The following is a 23,063-nucleotide window of genomic DNA, read 5'->3' as shown; positions in this document are numbered from 1 at the left end:
AAATACAGTCTTTCAATTACGAATTCATCTAACCATTGCTTAACTTGCGCAAAGCGCAAGTTGCATAATTATCCGTGTCTATCTGTGTTCATCTGTGGCTATTATTAAGCTGTTAGCTTATTAATACATTCCACCCATATTTGTTGCGGCTTAGCAACTGATATTAAAATCGTCAGTTATCCATGCCGCAACTCAAACTTGCTGGCGCAAGTTTGCACTAGTACATCATGCTAGGATCTGCAGCTGGGGCAGCAGGGGCTTTTGGCTCAGGGATGTCTGTAATTGCACATTCTGTTGTGAGGAGAGTTCCTGCAACTGAAGCGGCATTCTTCAAAGCTGAGCATGTAACCTTAGCTGGGTCGATGATTCCGGCTTCGAGCATGTTTACCCACTCGTTTGTGCGGGCATTGAAACCAACACCTTTCTTTTCGTTCTTAGCGCGTTCAGCGATTACTGCACCGTCAAGACCTGCGTTTTCTGCAATCTGGCGGATTGGTTCTTCCAATGCGCGGCGAACAATCTTAAATCCAACTTTTTCGTCTTCTGTCAAATCAGCAGGGATTGTTTCCAAAGCCTTAGAAGCTTCAATCAAAGCAAGTCCACCACCTGGAACAATACCTTCTTCCAAAGCAGCACGAGTAGCAGCGATTGTATCTTCTACGCGGAACTTCATTTCCTTCATTTCAGTTTCTGTGTTAGCACCAACGTTGATTACAGCTACGCCACCTGCAAGTTTTGCAAGACGTTTCTGAAGCTGTTCTTTGTCGTAGCTTGAAGTAGATTTTTCGATAGCAGTTTTGATTTCTGCAACACGGTCTTTGATTGCCTTAGGATTTCCGGCACCGCCAACGATTGTAGTGTTGTCTTTGTCAATCTTGATTGATTTAGCCTGACCAAGAACTTCTTCACCACAAGATTCAAGCTTAAGACCAACTTCTTCAGAAACTACAGTACCACCAGTCAAAATTGCGATATCCTGCAGCATATCCTTACGGCGATCACCAAATCCTGGAGCCTTAACAGCACAGCACTTGATTGTTCCGCGAATGTTGTTCAATACCAGAGTTGTAAGAGCTTCTCCGTCAACATCTTCACAGATGATTACGAGAGCTTTTCCTGCGTTAGCAACTTTTTCCAAGATTGGAAGAAGGTCTTTCATTGCAGAAATCTTTTTGTCGTAAATCAAAACAGCTGCATCGCTGAAAGAAGCTTCCATGCGCTCGCGGTCTGTTACAAAGTAAGAAGAAATGTAACCGCGGTCAAACTGCATACCTTCAACAGTATCAACAGTCATATCCATGTTCTTTGACTCTTCTACAGTGATAACACCGTCTTTTCCTACCTTTTCGATAGCGTCAGCAAGCATCTTACCAATTTCTGGGTCGTTGTTAGCAGAAATTGTAGCGATGTTTGTAATATCATCAGCGCCCTTTACAGGTTTTGCGTTCTTTTTAATTTCATCAACGGCAATTTTTACAGCCTTATCGATACCGCGTTTAATTTCAATTGGAGTCATACCGGCAGCAACTGATTTTACACCTTCACGTACCAAAGCGTAAGAAAGAACTGTTGCAGTTGTAGTACCATCACCGGCATCATCATTTGTTTTTGAAGCAACTTCGCGAACAAACTGAGCACCCATGTTTTCAAATGGATCAGCAAGTTCGATTTCCTTTGCTACTGAAACACCGTCCTTTGTGATTACTGGCGAACCGTATTTTTTGTCCATCATAACCATACGTCCGCAAGGACCAAGTGTTGTTTTTACAGCCTTAGAAATCTGTTCTACGCCCGAAAGCAGCTTTTTGCGTGCATCTTCATTAAACAATAACTGTTTAGCCATTTTCTATTTACCTCTTTAAATGATTTGAAATTTAATTGTTATCAATAAAGATATAAAAAATCTTCTTTATCGGCAAGTTTTTTTATGATAAAATTATCTATATGAAGAAAGTCCTTATCATAGATGAGAATCCCCTGTTTCGCGAGTATTTAAAGCAAAAACTTTCAGAAGAACAGATTGAAGTTGTGCTTACACAGGAACGCCGCGACAGCTTTGCCAAGATGATTACAAATCTTCCAAACCTCATCATTTATGATATAGAAAAGATTAATTCGGGCGAAAACGAATTTTTTGAACAGAAACTTTCCGAACCAAATACAATTACAATTCCTACTATTGTAACAGGTCCTCATCAGGATAAAAATCACATTGCAGGCATGGCAAAATACGGAGTTATCAAATATTTTGAAAAACCCGTTCAGTTCGATCTGCTTCTTGAATCAATCGGTAAAGTTCTGAAAACACCTCTTTATATGGATGATTCTCCCTGCGTGCTGGACATTCACAGAAACGGAGAAGTGATTTTCATTGAACTTGCCATGGGCTTAAATCACGAAAAAATCATGCTCATGCGTCACCGCCTGATTGAAATGATTAACCGTGAAAACATCGACGTTCCGAAAGTCGTTATAATGCTTACAAACCTTAACCTTACTTTTGCTGATGGCTTCAACCTTGAATTCCTTCTGGACAGCATTCTTACCTGCCCGAAAGTTCAGCAGAAGTATGTAAAAGTACTTTCTTTAAGCCAGTATATGTGCGATTTTTTGAGCGGACACGCAGATTACAACGAAATTGAAATGTCCACTACCCTGCCGCGTATTTTGACGTCACTGCTGGGAACTCAGGGCAGTTCAAACGTTTCAGATTTAATTACCGACAAAATCCTAAGTCAGTCAGAAAATCTTGGAAGCGATTCTACTTCAGTTGATACCCGCTTTTCTTCTGACACATCAGTTTATAACTCGCAGCACAAAAATACAGGAACAGTCCTGAAAGTTGCCGTAATTGATGATAATCAGAGTTCTCAGGAAGAAATCATAAACATTTTTAATGCAATCGGTGCAGAATGCGTTGGTTATACTTCCGGTCAGGAATTTTTACAGAAGTATCACGAAGAAAACTTTAATGCCATAATTCTGGACGTTCTTTTAAAAGACCAGACGGGCTTGAATCTTATAAGGGCATTAAATACTGAGCCGCTTTCGCCACCGGTAATTGTTTACTCTCAGGGCGTTCAGCGTGATTTTATAGTAAAAATCCTTACTTCGGGCGCAAAAGGCTTCCTTTTAAAACCGCAAAAACCTCAGGTTCTGGTTCAAAAAGTTCTTTCCCTCTTAGATCAGTAACAGGATACTTAAAATGATAAAAAAAGCTAATTTTCACACTCACACAAATTTCTGCGATGGTCACAGCACTGCAGAAGAAATGGTTTTATCTGCAATTGAAAAAGGTTTTAACCTCCTGGGATTTTCAAGCCACTGCATGTACCCTTTTGCAAGCAGCTGGCACATTCCGGTAAAAAACGTTGAGGCCTACTGCGAAGAAATCCGCCGATTGAAAGACCTTTATAAGGAAAAAATTGATATAAAACTGGGTTTTGAAGCAGATTATCTTCCTGCCTTTACCTGCCCTGACAAAAATGCTGATTACAAAAAATTCCAGCCTGATTTTCTGATTGGTTCGGTGCACTATATCGTAAAGGAAGATGGAAATTTTTCTGTAGATGATAGCGCGGACAATGTCCGCGCGGAGCTTACAAGGTTTTACACCAAAGGCGGCGACTGGAAGTCAATCGATTCACGGGCCTATGTTCACGACTACTTTGAAGCGGAACGCCTCATGCTTGAAAAAGGAAACTTTGACATTATAGGCCACGCAGATTTAATCCGAATGAGAAACACAGTGCTTCATTACATGGACGAAAAGGAAAGTTACTATAAGGAAGAAGTTAAACTTACTGCCGATGCCATTGCCCGCGCGGGAGTAATTGCTGAAATAAATACAGGCGCCATCGCCCGCGGCAATATGGATGACGTTTATCCTTCTTCATATTTTTTGAATCTTTTGTATGAACGCGGGGTGCCGGTTTGCATAAACTCTGACGCACACGATGCTAAAAATCTGGATGCGGCATTTGACAGGGCGGCTGAAGCGGCAAAAAAAGCAAGTTATAAGGAACTGAATTATCCGGGTGGGATTGTAGTCAGATTGTAGGTTTTAGGGTCTAGGTTTTAGGTGCTAGGAAAGCAGGCGTTGCGGGCGGCGTTTGAGCCCGCAGAGGGGGTAGCGGAAAACGGGAGCAGCCAAGCTGCGGATGTTTGCAGCGAGGGGGAGCCATCCCCCACCCCTATAACCTGACCATGCGTCGCTCGCTAGTCTCGCGACGAAGCATTTTATCGATAATCCTAAATCGACCCGCTGTCGCAGCTCGATTTTTAACGGATTTTCGATTATCGCTATCTATTGCGTCTTTCTTCCGCACTTGCGCAGTTAATGCACATAAGGGCATATGGAAGGGCGCGGAGTCTTTCTTCCGGGATTTCTTTACCGCAGGCTACGCAGTAACCGTATTTTCCCTGAGAGATTCGTTCGAATGTGTTCTGAATGAGCTTAAGGCGGTTTGCATCCTGTGAACCAAGAGAAGTAAGCAATGTTCGGTCGATTGCATCTGCCGCAACGTCGGCTTCATCACCGCTTTCAACTGACTTTACAAGGTCACGCATTTCATCACTCTGGCTTGCCAAAGATTCCAATATAGTTTTTTTCTGCTCGTGGAGCAAAGCTTCCATTTCTTTAATGAATTCTTGAGTCATAATCCCCTCACTTTTACTGATGTTGTCAATATTTTTAGATTCGTATATACTAATATAATCGCAAAAAGTTGAAAAGACAACTTTTTTTTCAATCTATTTTATTAAAGGTTAATCATGGCAAAAGAAGAAGCTATTGAAGTTGAAGGAATTGTAAAAGAGGCACTTCCAAACACTACTTTCCGTGTTGAATTACAGAACGGTCACATTATTCTGGCTCACCTTTCGGGCAAAATGAGAAAGCACTATATCCGCATTGTTCCGGGTGACAGCGTAAAAGTTGCCCTCTCTCCTTACGATTTGAACAAGGGAAGAATCATCTTCCGCGAAAGATAATCTTAAATTAAAAATCAACATTACCGAAGGGATTTCCCTACATCATACGTCCTCGTCAAGGCACGCTACGCTTAAAGCCTTGACAAGTCCGTTTAGCGGTTGTCCCTCAAGAGGATACAACCACTATGACACTTTTTGAAGACTTAAAATGGCGCGGACTTATTAAAGACGTTGCAGGCGAAGAAGCAGATTTACAGAAGGTTCTGGACGGAGCCCCATTTTCTTTTTACTGGGGAACTGACCCTACAGCCGATTCCCTTCACCTTGGTCACTACTCTTCTCTTTGTATGGCAAAGCGCCTTGCAAATGCCGGTCATCATCCGGTGCTTTTGTGCGGTGGCGCTACTGGCCGAATCGGTGACCCACGCCCTACAGCTGAACGCGAAATCATCAGCGAAGAAAGAGTAAACGCAAACATCAACGGAATACGTAATCAGATTAAAACTCTTGTTCCAACAGCAGAACTTGTTGATAACTATGACTGGATGAAGGATTACACTTTCCTGAACTTCCTTCGCGACATTGGTAAGTACATAAACGTAAACTACATGCTGGATAAGGATATTATCCGCCGCCGTCTGGAAACAGGAATTACCTTTGCAGAGTTCTCTTACATGCTGCTTCAGGGCTATGACTTTATGCACCTCTACCAGGAAAAGAACTGCATTATGCAGGTTGCAGGTTCTGACCAGTGGGGTAACATCACAACAGGCGTTGATTTAATCCGCAAAAATCTTGATAAGACTGCTTATGCCTTCACAATGCCTCTCATTCTTGACCCAAGCGGAAAGAAATTCGGTAAATCTGAAGGTAACGCCCTCTGGCTTGATAAGGACAAGACTTCTCCATACGAAATCTACCAGTACCTTATCAACTCTGATGACTCTAAGGTTCTGGAATATCTTAAGGTATTCACATTCCTTTCAAAAGAACAGATTGAAGAAATTTATAAACAGCAGCAGGCAGCACCGGAAACCCGCATTGCACAGAAGACCCTAGCCTGGGAAGTTGTAAAAGACATTCACGGTCAGGCAGAAGCTGATAACGCTGTAAACGTAAGCCAGAAGCTTTTTGCAGGCGACTTCAAAGGTCTTTCTGTAAAAGACATTAAATCCGGCATGAAGAGCGTTCCTTCTTTTGACTTTGCAGAGGAGCTTCCTCTTGTTGATGTACTTGTAAACAACAAGATTGCATCTTCAAAACGCGAAGCCCGCGAGTTCATCAGCGGCAACGCAATCAGCGTAAACGGCGAAGTAATCAACGACCCGACAAAAGTCATCACAAAAGACATGGCAATTGAAGGCGAGATTCTGATTTTCCGCCGCGGCAAGAAGAAGTATTTTATTGGAAATATTAGCAAATAGCTATAAGCATTGAAAATGCATCACACAAAAAAAACTGTGGGACGCAGGCAAAAATTAGGGGGGAACCCGTGAGGGGGTGGTACCCTGATTTTCGCCGTCGCTGGGACCCGCAGTTTTTTTTGTTAACTGCAATTTTCCTTGTGTTTTTTGTTTCTATGCATAATAATTTTATATTATGTTAATAAAAGTTTTTCTCTTACTCGCCTTTTTTGTCATTTTTATTCAAGTCGGCATCAAATGCCGCAATTCCAGTAAAAATGTAAACGGTTATGTTCTTGGTGGACGTTCTGTCGGTCCCTGGCTCACAGCCTTTGCTTACGGAACTTCTTATTTTTCTGCCGTAATTTTTGTTGGATATGCCGGTCAATTCGGGTGGAACTTTGGTGTTGCTTCCACCTGGATAGGACTGGGAAACACCTTCATCGGTTCTTTAATGCCATGGGCAATTCTTGGCCGCCGTACCAGAATTATGACCCAGCATCTTAATTCAAAGACAATGCCTGACTTTTTCGGACAGCGTTTTGAATCAAAAAAACTTAAGATTGCCGCTTCTGCCATCACCTTCCTCTTTTTGATTCCTTACACCGCTTCACTTTTCAACGGACTTTCCCGCCTTTTCCGCATGGCCTTCAACGTTGATTATTCAGTCTGCGTAATCGGAATGGCAGTCCTTACAGCCCTTTACGTTATCATCGGCGGCTACATGGCAACTGCAATCAATGATTTTATTCAGGGCATTATCATGCTGGTGGGAATTACAGCTGTTGTAGGCTCCGTTCTTGCTAAAAACGGCGGCTTCATGCAGTCGCTTGCCCTTATGAGCGAAATTGAATCGCCGGTTATGAAGGGGGCCTATACTTCCTTCTTTGGCCCGGATCCATTTTACCTGCTGGTTGTAGTTCTTCTTACTTCGCTGGGAACCTGGGGACTTCCACAGATGGTGGGAAAGTTCTATGCAATCAAAAACGAGCGTTCTATTAAAATCGGAACTGTCATTTCAACCTTCTTTGCAACAATCGTTGCAGGCGGCTGTTACTTCCTGGGCGGTTTTGGACGCCTCTTTACAACTGGCGACCTCGTAAAGGCTCAGGGCTTTGACAGCATCATCCCGACAATGCTTTCGGGTTTAGGTGACCTTCTGATTGCAATCGTTCTTATTCTCGTTCTTTCGGCTTCAATGTCAACACTTTCTTCCCTGGTTCTTACTTCAAGCTCGACACTGACTCTGGACTTTATCAATTCCTTTAAAAAGGAAAAAGCATCAGAAAAAAGTAACCTCATCGTTCTGCGCTTCTTTGTTGCAGTTTTCATTTTGATTTCTGCTGTTATCGCAATCGTTCAGGCAAAATCACGTGTTACTTTCATCGCCCAGCTGATGGGTATTTCCTGGGGTGCTCTTTCTGGTTCCTTCCTGGCACCTTTCTTCTATGGACTTTACTGGAAAAAGGTTACAAAACCGGCAGTTGCCCTTTCCTTTATCTTTGGTTCAGTAATGATGATAATTCAGCTGCTTATTTCAATGAAGATAATAGTAGTTGGAGGCCCGGTACTTACTTTGATTTTCAAGAACTCCCTTTACTCAGGCGTTTTCTCTATGCTGGCTTCACTTGTGCTTGTGCCTTGCGTAAGCCTTCTTACAAGAAAATCAGTTCCGGCAGACGTTGAAAAGATGTTTGACTGCTATAACCAGACAGTTATGGTTCCTGTAAAAGAAATTCTTACAGACGACGAAGAAGATAAGTAAAAGAGACTTATTTATTGTAACTTCTGACTAATCCACGGACAGCGGTAAACACGCCGCTGATTCCGTTACTCATCACGCTAAGCCATATAATAAATCCGAAAGGAATAAGATAAATTGCAAAGCGAAAGAAATAAAGTCCTATAAAAATCTGTGCTGCCTTTGAAAAAAGCATCTTCCATAAATCACTGCGGCTGTAACGTCTTCTCTGGCGAGGGCGGCGGGTGTAAGTATAATTCCAGCCGTTATAATTATTGTAATTACCGTATGAGCTGCCGTTCGCTGACTGATTAAACCACTGATAGAAAGGATCATTCTGATACTGCTGCTGACCGTAGCCTGAGCCTTGAGAAGAATATGAGTAATCAGAAGATGCACCTAAATCATAATTGCGGCGCTTTGCTTCGTCACCTAAAACATCGTAGGCGGCGGAAATCTGCTTAAACTTTTCCTCTGCTTCAGCATTACCCGCATTTCTATCCGGGTGATATTTAAAGGCAAGAGTACGGTAAGCTTTTTTAATTTCGTCGGCGGTGGCATTTTTAGAAACGCCAAGCACTTCGTAGTAATCAGTCATATATAGTAAAATAAACAAGAAATGGAAAAGTTGCAACAATAAAATCATTTAACATAATTTTATGTTGCATACAACATTTTTTCTTTGACTTTTTGGCATTTCGAATTTATATTTATAATAACAGCGAATCAAAGACGCTGATTCCCCATAAGCGAGGTAAAACTATGGCAGAAATTAACGTAACAGCGGCAACTTTCCAAAAGGAAGTTTTGGAATCGGACAAACCGGTTTTGGTAGATTTTTGGGCTCCATGGTGCGGTCCGTGTAAAATGCTTGGCCCTGTTGTTGCAGAAATTGCAGAAGAACATCCGGAAATTAAGGTATGCAAAGTAAATGTAGATGATGAAGATGAACTTGCTCAGCAGTTTGGAGTTATGAGCATTCCTTTTGTAGCAGTTTTCAAAGACGGAAACCTTACAAAATCAACAGTAGGCTTTCAATCAAAAGAAAACCTGTTAAATCTCATTTAAGTACTTTTATAATTTTTTTGATGTGGTAAAATGGTGATAGTAAAACTATCACCATTTTATTTTCAGGAGCCACCTTCTATGACTATTTACGAAAATATTAATCGACTTACTTCTTATGCACTTCTTAATTCACTTATCACAAAAGAAGATGTAATCTACACAAAAAACCGCCTGCTTGAGCTTTTCCAGCTTGACGGCTTTGAAAATGAAGAAGAAGCAGCTGCACTTCCTCAAGTTAAAACAGAAGAACTCGAAGAAATCCTTAAAGAAATGCTGGACTGGGCCGGCGAAAATAAGATTTTTGATGACCAGGGAATTGTTACCCGCGATCTTTTTGATACAAAGATTATGGGACAGCTTGTTCCTCCACCTTCTGATGTAATTGATATTTTCAACACAATTTATGAAGAAAAATCTCCTGAAGCCGCAACTGACTGGTATTACAAATTCTCAGGCGACACAGACTATATCCGCCGTTACCGCGTCTGCAAGGATTTGAAATGGAAGACCGAAACTGAGTACGGCGACATTGATATTACAATCAACCTTTCAAAACCGGAAAAAGATCCTAAGGCTATTGCAGCAGCCCGCAACGCAAAGCAGTCAGGTTACCCGGCATGCTTACTCTGCAAGGAAAACGAAGGTTATGCAGGCCGCCTTAATCACGCTGCCCGCCAGAATCACCGCATTATTCCTCTTACTCTCAACGGCGAAAGCTGGAATCTTCAGTATTCACCTTATGTTTACTACAACGAGCATTGTATCGTTTTTGATTCCCGCCACATCCCGATGAAGATTGAACGCGCAACCTTTGCTCGCCTTTTGGACTTTGTAACTCTCTTCCCTCACTACATTTTGGGAAGCAACGCAGATATTCCAATCGTAGGCGGTTCTATTCTTACCCATAACCACTTCCAGGGCGGCCGCTATGAATTCCCGATGGCAAAAGCCCCTGTAGAAAAAGAATTCAAGCTTAAAAAATTCCCTAAGGTAAAGGCCGGAATCGTAAAGTGGCCTATGAGCGTTATCCGTATCACTGCAAAAAAGGCAGATGACCTTGTAGACTGTGCAACTTACATTCTGGACAAATGGAGAGCCTACACAGATAAAGAAGCTTTCATCTTTGCAGAAAGTGACGGCGAACAGCACAACACAATCACACCGATTGCCCGCCGCCGCGGAAAGCTTTTTGAACTCGACCTTGTACTGCGCAACAACATAACAACAGAAGAGCATCCGATGGGAGTCTACCACCCTCATGCAAACCTTCACCACATCAAAAAGGAAAACATCGGTTTGATTGAGGTAATGGGACTTGCAGTTTTACCAAGCCGCCTTAAAAAGGAACTTGCAGACCTTGCCAAAGCAATGTGCAATAAAGAAGACCTTCGCAAAAATGAAGAGCTTTCAAAGCACGCAGACTGGGCAGAAGATATTCTTAAGCGCTACCCTGACTTCAACAGCGCAAACGCAGAGGAAATTCTCCGCAAGGAAACCGGAATTGTATTCAGCAAGGTTCTTGAAGACGCCGGCGTTTATAAGCGTGATGAAAAAGGCAAGGCTGCCTTTGACAGATTCATAGCAGTATTATAAAGGAACAATAATCCCGCCAAAATATTCGGGATCTCCATCCTTATCGCTTAAGACAAAGCCCCTGGTAGTCAGCAGGACATAAGTGCCGTCTGCCTTGCGGGCTCTGTACTTAAGTGGCAGTAAATGGGCATCTGAATTATACAAAACCATATCTATCGCTTCCCGGTAAACTTTAAAATCATCAGGGTGAATGTTTTCTTCCCAAAGCTTATCCGCCTGATACATGTATTCAGAAGGCATACTAAAATCAGTTACCAGCGAAAAAGACCAGCGTGAAAAATCATAGCGCAAATCATTAAGATAAACATAACCGCCGTCACTGACCGTACATAAAGCACCGAAGATTGCATCAAGCTGGCGTTTACGTTCATCAGTAATGGGAACATCAATTTTATCAGTATCTTTTGAAAGCCTGTTAATAAAAATTGATTTCAGTTCCTTTTTATTTTTATACATCAGCTTGTCAGCCCGGTTAAAAACCCTGGAAAAAGACTTATCCGAGTCCGGCTTGTAAACAGACATTCCAGCAGCAATTACAGGACCCGACCGTGCTTTCTTATTTTCGAGGCTTTCATTCATAAGCTTTTCAAGAAGCTTTTTCCGGTTTTTATAATCTTCCCCGGATAAAATTACAACAAATTCATCACCACCGATTCTGAAAACCGGGCTGTGGGTAAAGATATTACAGATAATGCGGCTTGCCCTTTGAATGGCTTCATCCCCGAAATTGTGACCCCGGGTATCATTCATCAGTTTAAGGTCATTCATATCGCACAAAATAAGACCGAATGAAAAATTCTTTTCTCCGCTTTTGATTTTATCATCTATTGATTCTGAATATTCCTTAAAGGCATTTTTGTTACGAACACCTGTCAGTTCATCAAATCTTGCCATACGCTCAGCCGATTCAAGATTTTTTTTCTGCTCTTCTTTTTTTGCAAAATCATCCTCAATATTTTCAAGGCAGCAGATTGCATGAGCAGTGTCGGGACATAAAAGGAGAGAACGCTTCATATGAACGATTTTTTCATCGATTATCATTCTGAAAATATGTGAATATACATCGCTTTTAGCAAGGGCTTGTATTATTGTATTTTTATCGCTGATTTTTTTTATGCTTTCCAGATCATTGGGATGAACACATTTACTTAAAAATTTTACGGAATCTGAATAAAAATCATCGCCGGTAAAGGGCACTCCCAGTTTTTTAAAGGCCTTATAAGGAACAAGAGCTGTATAATGTCCTGTGTTAATATCTACATAATAAGCTCCGTCGTAATGGTTTAACAGAGTAATGGCAAGCTGACTGAATCCTTCCTGTTTTTTTTCCATTTTACTTTTTTCCGTACTTTTTAATAAATTCATCTACCGGCAGCGGCTGGGAAAAATAGAAGCCCTGCAGATAATCACAGCCAAGTTCTTCCATACCCTTGGCCATTGCCTTACTTTCTATACCTTCAGCAGTTACGGTAAAGCCTGAGTGCTTAAAAGCCTGAACAAGGGCAGGGAGAATTTCTTCCTTTGTATTAAAATATTCCCAGACAACCTGCATATCAAATTTTATATTCACAAAAGGATATTTATTCAGACGGGTTACATTGGAATAGCCCGCCCCAAAATCATCAAGGACAAATTCAAAACCGGCATTTTTTATGTCAAAAACCTGTTTTTTAAGAAGAGCATAATCTATCATTGCTTCTTCCGTAATTTCAAGATGGATTTTTTCAGGATCAACCTGATATTTTTCAATAATTGAAGTAAAGCGCTTTGATAAATCACGCTTTAAAAACTGCAGGGGAGAAAGATTTACATTTATCCAGGAAAGACCAAGTTCTTCAATTTTATGTGTATTCATAAAATTACAGGTTTTTTCCAGCATCTGTTCACCAAGCCGGTTAATAAGTCCGGTTTTTTCTGCAATAGGAATAAATATGCCGGGAGAAATAATATTTCCATAACTATCGCGGATTCTAGCAAGCGCTTCAGCACCAACAAGTTTATGATTTTTTGCAGAAACAATTGGCTGAAGGAACATTTCTACATTCTTATTTTCAACAGCCTTCTGAACAATACGTTTAACATCAGTTACCTTTTTGATATTATCAAGAGTTTCTTCCGAAATAACCATGTCGGCATCTGAAAGTTCACTTATATTATTAAAGGCAGAAAGAATTCCCTGCAGAAGATTTTCTGCGTTGTCAACATTCAGATGCTGACAAACTTCCATAAAATGAACATCCAGGTAAACTTCCATATCTATCCCTGGATTTTTCCACGGTTTTTTGAATCGCTCGCGAATATGTTCTTTTTCAATTTCAAAATCATATTCCGATGTATCGCCAATCATTACAAATCTTCCGCTGTTTATATAAAAACAGGAAAGTCCGGGGTATGTTTTTTTCAGAAAACTGGCAATCAAACCTAAAGCATCATCGATTCTTGGGCCGGTGTAAATTTCCCTCATATCATTATAATTATGAATTTGAATACCCAGAATGAAAGGCTGCCTGCCTAACAGTTCTTCAATAAGCAGAGACAAGGCTTCAAGACGAAATGCCTGAGTTCTGCTTTCAATATAAACTGCTGAATCTTCAAAAGAAAGATACATAATGATAATTGCAAGCATGCAGAAAAAATCCATTATCAGATAATGCGGGAACATAAGACGGATTGTATAACCTGCAAATAAAATCGTATTAAAAGTAATGGCACTGATAAATAAATTTTTTCGTAATTTTCTTCTATTTATTATCAGAACCAGAAGGGAAACTCCAACATAAAAGAAGGAACAGATATAAAGAATATTGTAAAATTTAAATCGATGATAACCAGAATCATCCAGAATAAAAAGGGTCGGTGTAAAAAAATTGGCAAGAGCTACCAGAATACAGATTATGAAAACAGAATAAGTCAGAAGAAGATTTTTTATCGTACGTTCCGGCTTAGGAGTGACCAGAACATAATTAAAATGGAAAAAAAATGCAGAACGCGTAAAAAAAGCAGCAAAAAAAAGTACATTAAATATAAGATGAAAAAATAAAGGATAGGAATTGTACTCTTCAAGTGCTCGTGAAGCAATTATATCTAATAAGATTATAAAAATTTCTATTGTCAGGATACGCAAAAAGGCTCTGTTTTTACTGATAGGAATATGCGGCTGCAGAAAATAAAAAATCAGAAAGGTAATGAGTAAGCTGATATTCGGAACTACAAAGGTATAATTCCACATTTTAGTCTCCATAACTTTACAAAATAAAACGTAGTTATAATTATGGACTGATTTTTTGTAATTAGCAAATTTTATTTATAAACGGGGGGGGGCGTTGCGGGGGGGCTAAGCGAAGCGACCCCCGCTAGAGAGGGTAGCCGGCAACGAAGTGCCGGCGCAGGGGGAGACTTCCCCCTCCTTTTTATTTCATTAGTTCTCTATATTTGAGAGCTAAACGTTTACTCTTAACCGCTGCTAAACCACAGTAATTTGACGGCTGCTCAAAGAACTGAGCAGGATTTTCTACTCCGAGTTTTTCGAGCTGGGCTGTGATGTCGGCAAATTCTTTTTCGTGAGTTTTGAGAACTTCGAAGAAGGTTTTTCCTGTCTGCTCGGCTTCAAGAGTAATCTTACGGATAACCTCGTGACCGTCATTGTAACCGGCCTCGCCAAGAAGAATGTAAGCTGGTTCTGCAAGAACGCCGCCCTTAACCTTTCCGCCGGCATTCTGAAGATTGCGTGCCATGCCTTCTTTATCAGCCTGAAGCCCTTTAACAACAGAATTCATGCGGGCAACTGCCATTGTAAATCCGCTTACATAGTCAGCAATAAAGCGCTGGGAAGCAGAATTTGTAAGGTCACGCTGATGCTCAGAAATCTGATCCATGTAGAAAGTAATTACGCGGGGACACATTGCCTTCCAGAGGGATTTTACGTGCTCGCTGTTCCATGGGTTACGCTTCTGTGGCATTGTAGAAGAACCAACCTGGGTGCTGGCAAAATATTCAAATACTTCACCGATTTCTGAACGCTGAAGGTTACGGAGGTCATCTGCAAGGTTAGCGATGATACCGAATGCTACGTTCATCTCAAGAAGAAGGCGGAGAACGTGCTCAGGCTCAACAAGCTGGTTAGAATATTCAGAAGGCTGGAGACCAAGAAATTCAGTGTAAGTGCGTTCAAGCTCTTCAGGATCTTTTACAATCATGGAAGGGCCGTTATAAGAACCAACCGGGCCGGCAAGCTTACCAACCAGCTGATTAGAAAGCTCTTCAATGCGGAGAATTGATTTTCCAAGGCGGGCAACAAATTCAGCAATTGACCATCCGAAAGTAATAGGAACTGCGTGCTGACCGTGAGTACGGCCTACCTGAGGAGTAGCACATTCACGTTCTGCAATGTCGCAGAGATAGTTTTCAAGTTTTTTGAGTTCTGGAAGTACAACATTTTTAGTAACATCACGCATGCGGCAGCTCAAACCGGTATCAAGAATATCAACCGAAGTTGCACCCAAGTGAATAAGAGGGCCGATTTCTGCATCAACCTTTGTCTTCATTACGTTTACAAGGGCGCGGATATTGTGCTTTGTCTTTTCTTCTTCAGCATAAACTTCCTGAGGGTCGATATTATCAGCAACCTCATCAAGCTTTTTTGCAACAGCATCTGTAAGCTGACCGCGCATCTTAAGGTGAGCCTTTACAAGAGCGGCTTCACAACGAGCGTGCGAACGAATACTGGCCTCTTCAGAAATGTACTTAGAAAGACCGGCAAAAGCGTCAGCCTCCGACAAAGAGTATCGGTGATCGATACAAGACAGGTTTTCAAAAATGTTACGAGTTTCCATGTGGAAAATATAGCAGAATTGGGAAAGATTTTAAATATACTAAAGAAATTTAGTAATGGGTAAATGCATTATAAATATTAATTGAATTGGCGCGAGGTAGTGCAGTAAGGGGCAAAAACATTCTGGTTGTGACGGCCGCGAAAGCGGCCAATTTTAAAGTTTCTCTACCACAACCAGCATGTAGCGCGATATCGCGCGGTTTTGCACCTTACTGCACGACCGGGAGCCGAGATTTAGTTAAATTAATACATTTGTTAGCGTTTATTTACCCTAGCGCAAGATACCACGTTTACACCGGTTCCTAAAATGTCGTGTAAGAGCACATCACCAGTTTTAACTGGTGCTTTTACTGTGGCACGGCGGATAACTTCCATACACTGCAAAAGCATTTTCTTTGGAACTTCGCCGGCAGTTTTAACAGGTACTACAGTCAAATCACCATTCTGAACAGTGATTGTTGTAGTAAGAGTTCGTGTCGGATTCAAAAGTTCTTTTTCAACGTATTCAGGGCCACGCTTACAGCCGTTGTCGGTTACGCTGACTACGCGGCGGTTTGCGCCCTCGCCTTCGGTGGTAACTTCCATTGTGCAGCCCATAGGGCAGATTATACATGTCATTGGGAAAGTTTTTTTCTCGCTCATTAGTCCATATCCTCCTCTGGGATTTCGATTGATACAGTTAAGTTATCATGCACCTTTGCCAGCTGCTCGGGATTAAGTTCAAGCACCTGCATTTCGCCCGGGCGGACAATCTTCTTTTTCATTGCCTTGATGCGCTCGTTATTCGAGTAGGCAACAATCTGAACATTGCGGTAAACGTCGGTAGGACGGAACATTATTGAAATCGGAGTTTCAGATTCTGTAGATTCAATGTGCTGAGGAACTGTATAGCGAACACGGTTTCCAGGACGAAGAACAACATTTTTAGGATTTTTAGCTTTTGCCCCCTGAACGTATTTGGCGGCATTCTCACCGGCACGAATACTTTCTGCAGTTACAAAGTCTACAAGGTCGTGAACGTGAACAGTGTTTCCGCAGGCAAAAATGCCTTCTACACTTGTCTGCATATGCTCGTTTACGACAGGACCGGAGGTTGTAGAGTCAATGCTGATTCCACAGCCGTTTGAAATCTCGTTTTCAGGAATAAGACCAACCGAAAGAAGAAGGGTATCACATTCAATAAACTCTTCTGTTTCAGGAATAGGACGGCGGTTTTTATCAACTGCGGCAACAGAAACGCCTTCAACACGCTCTTTTCCGTGAATCTTTGTGATTGTGTGGCTGAACTTAAGCGGAATATTAAAGTTTTCAACACACTGAACGATATTTCGGCGAAGTCCGGCACTAAAAGGCATAAGCTCGCAAATCAATTTTACTTCTGCACCTTCCAGAGTAAGACGGCGTGCCATAATCAAACCAATATCACCCGAACCAAGAATTACAACCTTTTTACCAGGCAGATAACCGTCAATGTTTACAAAGCGCTGGGCAGAACCGGCGGTAAAGATTCCGGCAGGACGGGTTCCCGGAATGACCAGGGCACCGCGGGTTCGTTCACGACAGCCCATTGCAAGAATTACAGCCTTTGCCTGAATCATCATAAGGCCGTCTTTTGTGTTGATTGCAGTTACCTGCTTTTTGGCATTTACTTCCAATACCATTGTGTCTGTCTTGTATTCAATACCGAGTTTTTCAACTTCATCGCTGAAGCGGCCTGCATATTCAGGGCCTGTTAGCTCTTCACCAAAATGATGAAGACCAAATCCGTTGTGAATACACTGAAGCAGGATTCCGCCGATTCTTGTATCGCGTTCCAGAATCAGAATGCTGTCACTTCCGGCCTTTTTTGCCGCAACTGCCGCTGCCATACCAGCAGGGCCGCCGCCAACTATTACAATGTCATATTTCAAATTTGTCATATTTTCCTTCCCCCGCCGTCTACCTGATTTTACTGTTCAAAATGTATGAACATCCGCCGTTTTTTGTTACCGATGTCATCGGAATTGAAAGCTCGCGGCTGATGATTTCTGTAACGCGAGGCGAACAGAAACCGCTCTGACAGCGTCCCATACCGGCTCTTGTACGGCGCTTTACACCGTCAAGGTCTCTTGCTCCAACAGGCGAATGAATTGCGGCAACAATTTCAGCCTCGGTAATCATTTCGCAGCGGCAGATAATGCGGCCGTAAAGCGGATTTTCTTCTATTAATTCAGCTTTTCTTTTGTCACTTGCGTGCTTAAAAGATTCAATTCCCTTTCGGATTGCAGTAAAGTCAGGATTCTTTTCAAACTTTACATTCAGAGCCTTTTCAACAAGCCCCGCAACATAAAGACCGATTGCAGGAGCGGCAGAAAGTCCCGGAGAACAGATACCGGCAACGTTGATAAAGCGCTTTGCCTTTTCATCTTCTTCTATTATAAAGTCCTTAATCACGTTTCCATTTTCATCATAAGGAATGGCACGAACACCGCTGAAAGAGTTGATGATATTTCTCTTTGGAATATTTGGAATCGTTTTTTCAGCTTTTTCTGTGATGATTTCCTGTCCGCTGCGGGTTGTGGCAGTATTTGTCTTATCTTCATCATCATCTGCGCTAGGACCAACAAGAATGTTTCCGTCGGCAGTAGGAGTTACAAGAACGCCCTTACCCTTCTCATCCGGGCACTGGAAAAGTGTGTGATGAGCAAGGTCGGAGCATTTGTTATCCAAGAGGAAGTACTCACCGCGGCGAGGCTTGATTGTAAACTTTCGTGCCCCCGCCATTTCGCTGATTTTGTCTGCAAAAAGCCCTGCAACATTGATTACGCAGCGGCATACAACATCCATCTGACCGGTTTTAATTGTCCAGTAGCCGTCTCGGGTTTCAGGAGGCACGATTTCATGAACTTCATTTTCCAAAAAGAGTTTTACTCCGTTCTGAACAGCATTTTCTGCCACCGCCCAGGTCGCCTGATAAGGGCTTGTAATGCCGGCTGATTCTGCAAGAAGGGCACCCACAGCTTCCTCAGAAATATTAGGCTCAAGCTTACGAAGCTCTTCCTGATTAATAATCTTCATTCCAGGAACACCGTTTGCAATTCCACGATCATAAAGCTTTTTGATGTGTTCCATATCGGCATCAGAAAAACCAACCACCAGCGAACCTATATTTTTATAATCAAAATGAAGTTCCTGCGAAAGCTTTTTGTACATGGCAGTGCCTTCTACATTTAATTTTGCCATCAGGCTTCCCGGAATCGGGTCGTAGCCCGCATGAACAATTCCAGAGTTTGCCTTTGAAGTTCCGCAGGAAACATCATCCGCTTTTTCTACCATGCACACAGCAAGTTTATATTTTGAAAGTTCTCGTGCAATGCAGGAACCAACAATTCCCGCACCGATTATCGCAACATCATAAGTCATATATTTCTCCTATTCACTCCACTTTTTAGCCCGCTCTACAGCCTTTTTCCAGCCGCCGTAAAGTTCAGTTCTTCGTTCATCTTTCATTTCCGGCTCAAAAACCCTGTCAGTTTCACGGCGCTGTAAAATTTCATCCTTGCTCTTCCAGAAACCAACGGCAAGTCCTGCCAGGTAGGCGGCACCCAGAGCTGTAGTTTCAACATTCTTAGGGCGACAAACCTTTGTATTCAGAATATCAGCCTGGAACTGCATCATCACGTTACTTACGCAGGCGCCACCGTCAACATTCAGGGTATTTATGGCAGTTCCCGAGTCTCTTACCATTTCATCAAGAACATCACGGACTTCGTAGGCAATTCCTTCAAGGGCGGCACGACAGATATGAGCCTTTTTTACACCGCGGGTAAGACCAACAATAGTTCCGCGGGCATACATATCCCAGTAAGGAGTTCCCAGACCAACAAAGGCCGGAACAAGGTAAGCCCCGTTTGAATCCGGAACACTTTCTGCCAGGCGGTCAATTTCCGGCGCAGTTGAGATAAGCTCAAGTTCATCACGAAGCCACTTGATTACAGCTCCGCCAATAAAAACGCTTCCTTCAAGCGCATATTCCACCTTGCCGTTCATTCCAAGGGCAATTGTAGTAAGAAGATTTTTGCTGACAACAGGCTTGTCACCGGTATTCATCAGCATAAAACAGCCGGTTCCGTAAGTATTTTTTGCATCGCCTTTTTTGAAGCAGCCCTGACCAAACAAGGCCGCCTGCTGGTCACCAACTGCAGAAGCAATCGGAACACTCATTCCGCAAACTTCCTTATCAGTTTCGCAGTAAATCTTGCTTGAATCGCAAACCTGAGGCAAAATGCAGCGCGGAATGTTCAAAAGACGCAAAAGTTCCTCATCCCATTCGCATTCATAAATATTGAAAAGCATGGTTCGGCAGGCATTTGTAACGTCAGTAACATGAGCCTTTCCACCAGAAAGCTTCCAGATAAGCCAGGTATCAATTGTACCCGCAAGAAGTTCTCCCTTTTCAGCACGCTCGCGCACGCCGGGAACATTATCCAGAATCCATTTGATTTTTGTTCCGCTGAAATAAGCATCAATCAAAAGACCGGTTTTTTCCTTGATAATTTCATCATAACCGTCTTTAGAAAGCTTTTCGCAGATATCAGCAGTACGGCGGCACTGCCAGACAATAGCGTTATAAACCGGTTTTCCAGTAACCTTATCCCAGATTACAACCGTTTCACGCTGATTTGTAATTCCTATTGCCGCAATTTCATCGAATTTAATGTCATTATCAATGATAACGCTTTCCAGAACCTTGAGCTGACATTTAAAAAGCTCCTCGGCATCGTGCTCTACCCAACCCGGCTGCGGATAATATTGGGTAAATTCCCGCTGCTTTGAGCCAACCGGATGAGCATTCTGGTCATAAACAATCGCTCTGGAAGAAGTCGTTCCCTGATCCAGCGCAATTACATACTTTTTTGCCATGTAATTTCCTCTACTATTTCTCCGATAGTATTTATATTTTAATGATAGCATAACTATCACTAATTGCAAGAAAAATCCTATACGAGTTTTGCGTAAGCAAAAGTCGCATGCATGGTTCACTGCATTCGAAAGTTGGAAGTATACATTACGACCATGCTAGTTTTTGTACTTTTTTTAAAGGAGGGCGGAGCCCCGCCCTACGCTCACACTTTGTTGTTCGCTACCCACCCTGCGGGGACACCCCGCAACGCCCCGATAGACGGAGTTTGACAAAACCCATGTTTTTTGTCAAAATAAAGTCATGAATACATTAGTCGCATTATGCGCAGTCGGTGCAGAAAAGATTTTAGGCAACGAAATTAAACATTTAGGTTATAAACTCATTTCAAACGCACCGGGCCGTGTTACTTTTGAAGGTGATGATGACGCCCTCTTCCGCGCAAACCTCTGCCTCCGCACTGCCGACAGACTTTATCTCCAGCTTGCTCAATACAAGGCCTTTGGTTTTGATGATTTATATGACGGCGCCTATGCCGTAAACTGGCAGGATTTCTTGAAAAAAGATTCCCGCATTGTAGTAGATAAAGTTCGTGTTTACAAAAGCAAACTCAATTCTCAGAACAGCATTCAGGGAATGGTTCACAAGGCAATCTATGCAAAATTAGGTGACGTATGGCACATGCAGACTCTGCCCGAAACCGGTGAAGAATCAGACATCCGCGTTTACGTCGATGACAATCAGGTTTACATTCTTCTTGATTTGTCTGGTCTTCCGCTTCATAAACGCGGATACCGCACAGACGGCGGCATTGCACCATTACGCGAAACTACAGCAGCCGTTCTTCTTCAGGAAATGATGTGGCGCCGTAAGACTCCTCTTCACGACCCATTCTGCGGTTCGGGAACAATCGCTATTGAAGCAACATTGTATGCCTTCAACGTGGCACCAGGACTTGGCCGCCGTTTTGCACTGGAAAATCTTCCTATTTTTAATGCAGAACGTGCAGAAGAAATCCGCGCTCAGGAAGCTGCAAACATCCGCACAGACGTAGAAGTCCGCATTACAGGAAGCGACATCGACGCCCGTGCAATTGAACGCTCAAAGCAGAATGCAGAACACGCCTGCGTAATGGCAGGACGAGCCCTCAAATCAATCGGAATAAGCAAACACATCATCCGCCCTGACTTTGTTCAGGCAGATTTTGCAGACCTTTCCGCTCCATACGATTCAGGTCTTCTTCTTTGTAACCCGCCTTACGGTGAACGCCTTGGCGAGCTTGAAGAAGTAAAAGAGCTTTACGGCAATATGGACAGCCTCTGGAAAGATTTCCCCGGCTGGGATTTAGGCGTAATCACATCCTGCGACACCTTCCAGGACGATTTTGCCCACAACGCAAACAAAATCAAAAACTTTAAGGCCGGAAACCTGGACACATATTTTTACATTTACAACCGCGCCCAGGCCGAACCAAAAGCGCAGAAGCCTGCTAAAACCGAAAAATTCGTGCCTCACAAACATAAGGCAGAACAATTCTAAAGAGGATAAATATGGCAATTGTTGTTGAACATGACAAAAGAAAACATGAAATCCTTCAGAAATCTCTCGACGTATTTATTGACGAAGGATATGAAGACGCAACCTTCCAGAAAATCGCCGACCGCTGCGGAATCACCCGCACCACCCTCTACATTTATTTTAAAAACAAACACGAAATCTTTTTGGGCAGCATAAAAGAGCTGCTTTCCGGCCTGGAAGTAACCCTTTTAGACATAGCCGGAAACACCAGACTTACAGCAAAAGAGGCCCTCATTCAGATTTTGCACGAAATCATCAAGTCCTGCACCGAAAATAAAAAGCTTTTCAGCGTCCTCTTAAGCTACCTGATTCAGCTCAAAAAATCCGGCCAGGATCCAAACGAGCGAGTCCGCCGCCGCGTAATCAAACTCCGCCACCTCATGAGCACTATCATCATCCGCGGAATCCGCGCCGGCGAGTTCAAACGCCTCATCGTAAAAAACATGAACGAACTCATCTACGGCCTCACCGAAGCCGCCATTTTCCGCCTCGCCGTCCTCAACGAAGACAGCACCAAGGAAATCCTCGACGCCATGGAACTAGCCATTACATCTTGGGAAGTGTAAAAGGAAATTTTTATTATGGTGTGCCTGTTTCCGCCTGCAAAACAATCTACAGTTTTCAGTTCAAGCAGCGGAAACACAAGTTTCTAAAGAAACTTGCATAAGGGTGTGACCGCCAAGGCGGTCGGCGCTTTGAACTGAACCCCAAAAGTTGGACACTTTTGGAGGAAAAATGCAAAGAAAATTCGATGTAAATTTCAAATTATCTGTAGTTCAGATGTATTTAAAACATGATGAAGAACTACATGTAATAGCAGAAAGGATGGGTATTCATTCCTCAGTAATTTTGGATTGGGTAAAACTTTACCAATATCACGGAGAGGCAGGTCTGAAAACCAGAAGTTCTCATTCGAAATACGAAACAGCCTTCAAGGAAAAGGTTAAGGCAGAAATAAGAAAAAAAGCCTCAATAAATTCCCTTAGCATGAAATATCACATATCCCCTTCCACAGTT

The 23,063-nt window shown here is 42.5% G+C and carries 20 protein-coding genes; 10 read left to right on the top strand and 10 right to left on the bottom strand.

From position 1 onward, the window contains the following. Window positions 1-217 precede the first annotated feature (217 nt). Window positions 218-1,843 (bottom strand): chaperonin GroEL, encoded by a 1,626-nt coding sequence (gene groL / locus T530_RS0110720; protein ID WP_027729008.1) that lies wholly within the window; start codon window positions 1,841-1,843, stop codon window positions 218-220. A 101-nt stretch (window positions 1,844-1,944) separates the two neighbouring features. On the opposite strand from groL, the gene T530_RS0110715 reads away from it, so the two are divergent. Both T530_RS0110715 and T530_RS0110710 read left to right on the top strand, forming a co-directional pair. Further along, window positions 1,945-3,192 carry a response regulator gene (locus T530_RS0110715; RefSeq protein ID WP_027729007.1) on the top strand — a complete coding sequence of 416 codons (1,248 nt, stop codon included), beginning with the start codon at window positions 1,945-1,947 and terminating at the stop codon, window positions 3,190-3,192. 13 nt (window positions 3,193-3,205) lie between these two features. Beyond that, the gene (locus tag T530_RS0110710) at window positions 3,206-4,060 is read left to right on the top strand and encodes a histidinol-phosphatase (RefSeq protein WP_027729006.1); all 855 of its coding nucleotides are present in this window, start codon (window positions 3,206-3,208) and stop codon (window positions 4,058-4,060) included. Window positions 4,061-4,302: 242 nt separating this feature from the next. Here the strand turns inward: T530_RS0110710 and T530_RS0110705 are convergent, their stop codons facing one another. After that, window positions 4,303-4,659: a TraR/DksA family transcriptional regulator gene (locus T530_RS0110705; RefSeq protein WP_009105498.1), complete on the bottom strand. Its 357-nt coding sequence runs from the start codon at window positions 4,657-4,659 to the stop codon at window positions 4,303-4,305. A 114-nt stretch (window positions 4,660-4,773) separates the two neighbouring features. On the opposite strand from T530_RS0110705, the gene infA reads away from it, so the two are divergent. From infA to T530_RS0110690, 3 genes are all read left to right on the top strand, one after another. Further along, window positions 4,774-4,992, top strand: a complete 219-nt coding sequence (gene infA / locus T530_RS0110700) for a translation initiation factor IF-1 (protein ID WP_009105500.1) — start codon at window positions 4,774-4,776, stop codon at window positions 4,990-4,992. 125 nt (window positions 4,993-5,117) lie between these two features. Beyond that, window positions 5,118-6,356: a tyrosine--tRNA ligase gene (gene tyrS / locus T530_RS0110695; protein ID WP_027729005.1), complete on the top strand. Its 1,239-nt coding sequence runs from the start codon at window positions 5,118-5,120 to the stop codon at window positions 6,354-6,356. 175 nt (window positions 6,357-6,531) lie between these two features. Continuing rightward, window positions 6,532-8,100 carry a sodium:solute symporter gene (locus tag T530_RS0110690; protein WP_027729004.1) on the top strand — a complete coding sequence of 523 codons (1,569 nt, stop codon included), beginning with the start codon at window positions 6,532-6,534 and terminating at the stop codon, window positions 8,098-8,100. Window positions 8,101-8,107: 7 nt separating this feature from the next. Here the strand turns inward: T530_RS0110690 and T530_RS14225 are convergent, their stop codons facing one another. After that, on the bottom strand, window positions 8,108-8,674 hold the full coding sequence (locus tag T530_RS14225) for a DnaJ domain-containing protein (protein ID WP_051537953.1): 567 nt from the start codon (window positions 8,672-8,674) through the stop codon (window positions 8,108-8,110). 164 nt (window positions 8,675-8,838) lie between these two features. Here T530_RS14225 and trxA point away from each other — a divergent pair, with 164 nt between their 5' ends. Both trxA and galT read left to right on the top strand, forming a co-directional pair. Next, window positions 8,839-9,144: a thioredoxin gene (gene trxA / locus T530_RS0110680; protein WP_027729003.1), complete on the top strand. Its 306-nt coding sequence runs from the start codon at window positions 8,839-8,841 to the stop codon at window positions 9,142-9,144. A gap of 78 nt (window positions 9,145-9,222) precedes the next feature. After that, entirely contained in the window at window positions 9,223-10,737 is a 1,515-nt protein-coding gene (gene galT, locus T530_RS0110675) for a UDP-glucose--hexose-1-phosphate uridylyltransferase (RefSeq protein ID WP_027729002.1), read from the top strand. Here galT and T530_RS14220 read toward each other — a convergent pair. The 7 genes from T530_RS14220 to glpK all read right to left on the bottom strand — a co-directional run bounded on the left by T530_RS14220 (window position 10,732) and on the right by glpK (window position 20,470). After that, the gene (locus tag T530_RS14220; protein WP_197018276.1) at window positions 10,732-12,069 is read right to left on the bottom strand and encodes a diguanylate cyclase domain-containing protein; all 1,338 of its coding nucleotides are present in this window, start codon (window positions 12,067-12,069) and stop codon (window positions 10,732-10,734) included. The two genes, galT and T530_RS14220, sit on opposite strands and share 6 nt — an antisense overlap. A 1-nt stretch (window position 12,070) precedes the next feature. After that, window positions 12,071-13,966: an EAL domain-containing protein gene (locus T530_RS0110665; protein ID WP_027729001.1), complete on the bottom strand. Its 1,896-nt coding sequence runs from the start codon at window positions 13,964-13,966 to the stop codon at window positions 12,071-12,073. Between the two features lie 181 nt (window positions 13,967-14,147). After that, entirely contained in the window at window positions 14,148-15,569 is a 1,422-nt protein-coding gene (locus tag T530_RS0110660; RefSeq protein WP_027729000.1) for a lyase family protein, read from the bottom strand. A gap of 254 nt (window positions 15,570-15,823) precedes the next feature. Next, on the bottom strand, window positions 15,824-16,210 hold the full coding sequence (locus T530_RS0110655; protein ID WP_027728999.1) for a DUF1667 domain-containing protein: 387 nt from the start codon (window positions 16,208-16,210) through the stop codon (window positions 15,824-15,826). Then, complete coding sequence (locus T530_RS0110650) at window positions 16,210-17,487, bottom strand: NAD(P)/FAD-dependent oxidoreductase (RefSeq protein ID WP_197018275.1); 1,278 nt, start codon at window positions 17,485-17,487, stop codon at window positions 16,210-16,212. Before T530_RS0110650 ends, T530_RS0110655 begins: the two co-directional genes overlap by 1 nt. Window positions 17,488-17,506: 19 nt before the next feature. Then, on the bottom strand, window positions 17,507-18,970 hold the full coding sequence (locus T530_RS0110645; RefSeq protein ID WP_027728997.1) for an NAD(P)/FAD-dependent oxidoreductase: 1,464 nt from the start codon (window positions 18,968-18,970) through the stop codon (window positions 17,507-17,509). Between the two features lie 9 nt (window positions 18,971-18,979). Then, window positions 18,980-20,470 carry a glycerol kinase GlpK gene (glpK, locus tag T530_RS0110640; RefSeq protein WP_027728996.1) on the bottom strand — a complete coding sequence of 497 codons (1,491 nt, stop codon included), beginning with the start codon at window positions 20,468-20,470 and terminating at the stop codon, window positions 18,980-18,982. 301 nt (window positions 20,471-20,771) lie between these two features. Here glpK and T530_RS14215 point away from each other — a divergent pair, with 301 nt between their 5' ends. The 3 genes from T530_RS14215 to T530_RS14210 all read left to right on the top strand — a co-directional run. After that, the gene (locus T530_RS14215) at window positions 20,772-22,007 is read left to right on the top strand and encodes a class I SAM-dependent RNA methyltransferase (RefSeq protein ID WP_051537951.1); all 1,236 of its coding nucleotides are present in this window, start codon (window positions 20,772-20,774) and stop codon (window positions 22,005-22,007) included. A gap of 11 nt (window positions 22,008-22,018) precedes the next feature. Then, window positions 22,019-22,612, top strand: a complete 594-nt coding sequence (locus T530_RS0110630) for a TetR/AcrR family transcriptional regulator (RefSeq protein ID WP_027728995.1) — start codon at window positions 22,019-22,021, stop codon at window positions 22,610-22,612. A gap of 169 nt (window positions 22,613-22,781) precedes the next feature. Next, a partial coding sequence (locus tag T530_RS14210) for a helix-turn-helix domain-containing protein (protein WP_156011632.1) occupies window positions 22,782-23,063 on the top strand: 282 nt, incomplete at its 3' end.

Source organism: Treponema sp. C6A8, assembly GCF_000619925.1.
GTDB lineage: Bacteria > Spirochaetota > Spirochaetia > Treponematales > Treponemataceae > Treponema_D.
This window is presented reverse-complemented; position numbering and strand designations above follow the sequence as displayed.

Excerpts from the sequence above, each read along its gene's own strand:
- groL (WP_027729008.1), bottom strand. The coding sequence starts at position 1,843 with ATGGCTAAACAGTTATTGTTTAATGAAGATGCACGCAAAAAGCTGCTT.
- T530_RS0110715 (WP_027729007.1), top strand. The coding sequence starts at position 1,945 with ATGAAGAAAGTCCTTATCATAGATGAGAATCCCCTGTTTCGCGAGTAT.
- T530_RS0110710 (WP_027729006.1), top strand. The coding sequence starts at position 3,206 with ATGATAAAAAAAGCTAATTTTCACACTCACACAAATTTCTGCGATGGT.
- T530_RS0110705 (WP_009105498.1), bottom strand. The coding sequence starts at position 4,659 with ATGACTCAAGAATTCATTAAAGAAATGGAAGCTTTGCTCCACGAGCAG.
- infA (WP_009105500.1), top strand. The coding sequence starts at position 4,774 with ATGGCAAAAGAAGAAGCTATTGAAGTTGAAGGAATTGTAAAAGAGGCA.
- tyrS (WP_027729005.1), top strand. The coding sequence starts at position 5,118 with ATGACACTTTTTGAAGACTTAAAATGGCGCGGACTTATTAAAGACGTT.
- T530_RS0110690 (WP_027729004.1), top strand. The coding sequence starts at position 6,532 with ATGTTAATAAAAGTTTTTCTCTTACTCGCCTTTTTTGTCATTTTTATT.
- T530_RS14225 (WP_051537953.1), bottom strand. The coding sequence starts at position 8,674 with ATGACTGATTACTACGAAGTGCTTGGCGTTTCTAAAAATGCCACCGCC.
- trxA (WP_027729003.1), top strand. The coding sequence starts at position 8,839 with ATGGCAGAAATTAACGTAACAGCGGCAACTTTCCAAAAGGAAGTTTTG.
- galT (WP_027729002.1), top strand. The coding sequence starts at position 9,223 with ATGACTATTTACGAAAATATTAATCGACTTACTTCTTATGCACTTCTT.
- T530_RS14220 (WP_197018276.1), bottom strand. The coding sequence starts at position 12,069 with ATGGAAAAAAAACAGGAAGGATTCAGTCAGCTTGCCATTACTCTGTTA.
- T530_RS0110665 (WP_027729001.1), bottom strand. The coding sequence starts at position 13,966 with ATGTGGAATTATACCTTTGTAGTTCCGAATATCAGCTTACTCATTACC.
- T530_RS0110660 (WP_027729000.1), bottom strand. The coding sequence starts at position 15,569 with ATGGAAACTCGTAACATTTTTGAAAACCTGTCTTGTATCGATCACCGA.
- T530_RS0110655 (WP_027728999.1), bottom strand. The coding sequence starts at position 16,210 with ATGAGCGAGAAAAAAACTTTCCCAATGACATGTATAATCTGCCCTATG.
- T530_RS0110650 (WP_197018275.1), bottom strand. The coding sequence starts at position 17,487 with ATGACAAATTTGAAATATGACATTGTAATAGTTGGCGGCGGCCCTGCT.
- T530_RS0110645 (WP_027728997.1), bottom strand. The coding sequence starts at position 18,970 with ATGACTTATGATGTTGCGATAATCGGTGCGGGAATTGTTGGTTCCTGC.
- glpK (WP_027728996.1), bottom strand. The coding sequence starts at position 20,470 with ATGGCAAAAAAGTATGTAATTGCGCTGGATCAGGGAACGACTTCTTCC.
- T530_RS14215 (WP_051537951.1), top strand. The coding sequence starts at position 20,772 with ATGAATACATTAGTCGCATTATGCGCAGTCGGTGCAGAAAAGATTTTA.
- T530_RS0110630 (WP_027728995.1), top strand. The coding sequence starts at position 22,019 with ATGGCAATTGTTGTTGAACATGACAAAAGAAAACATGAAATCCTTCAG.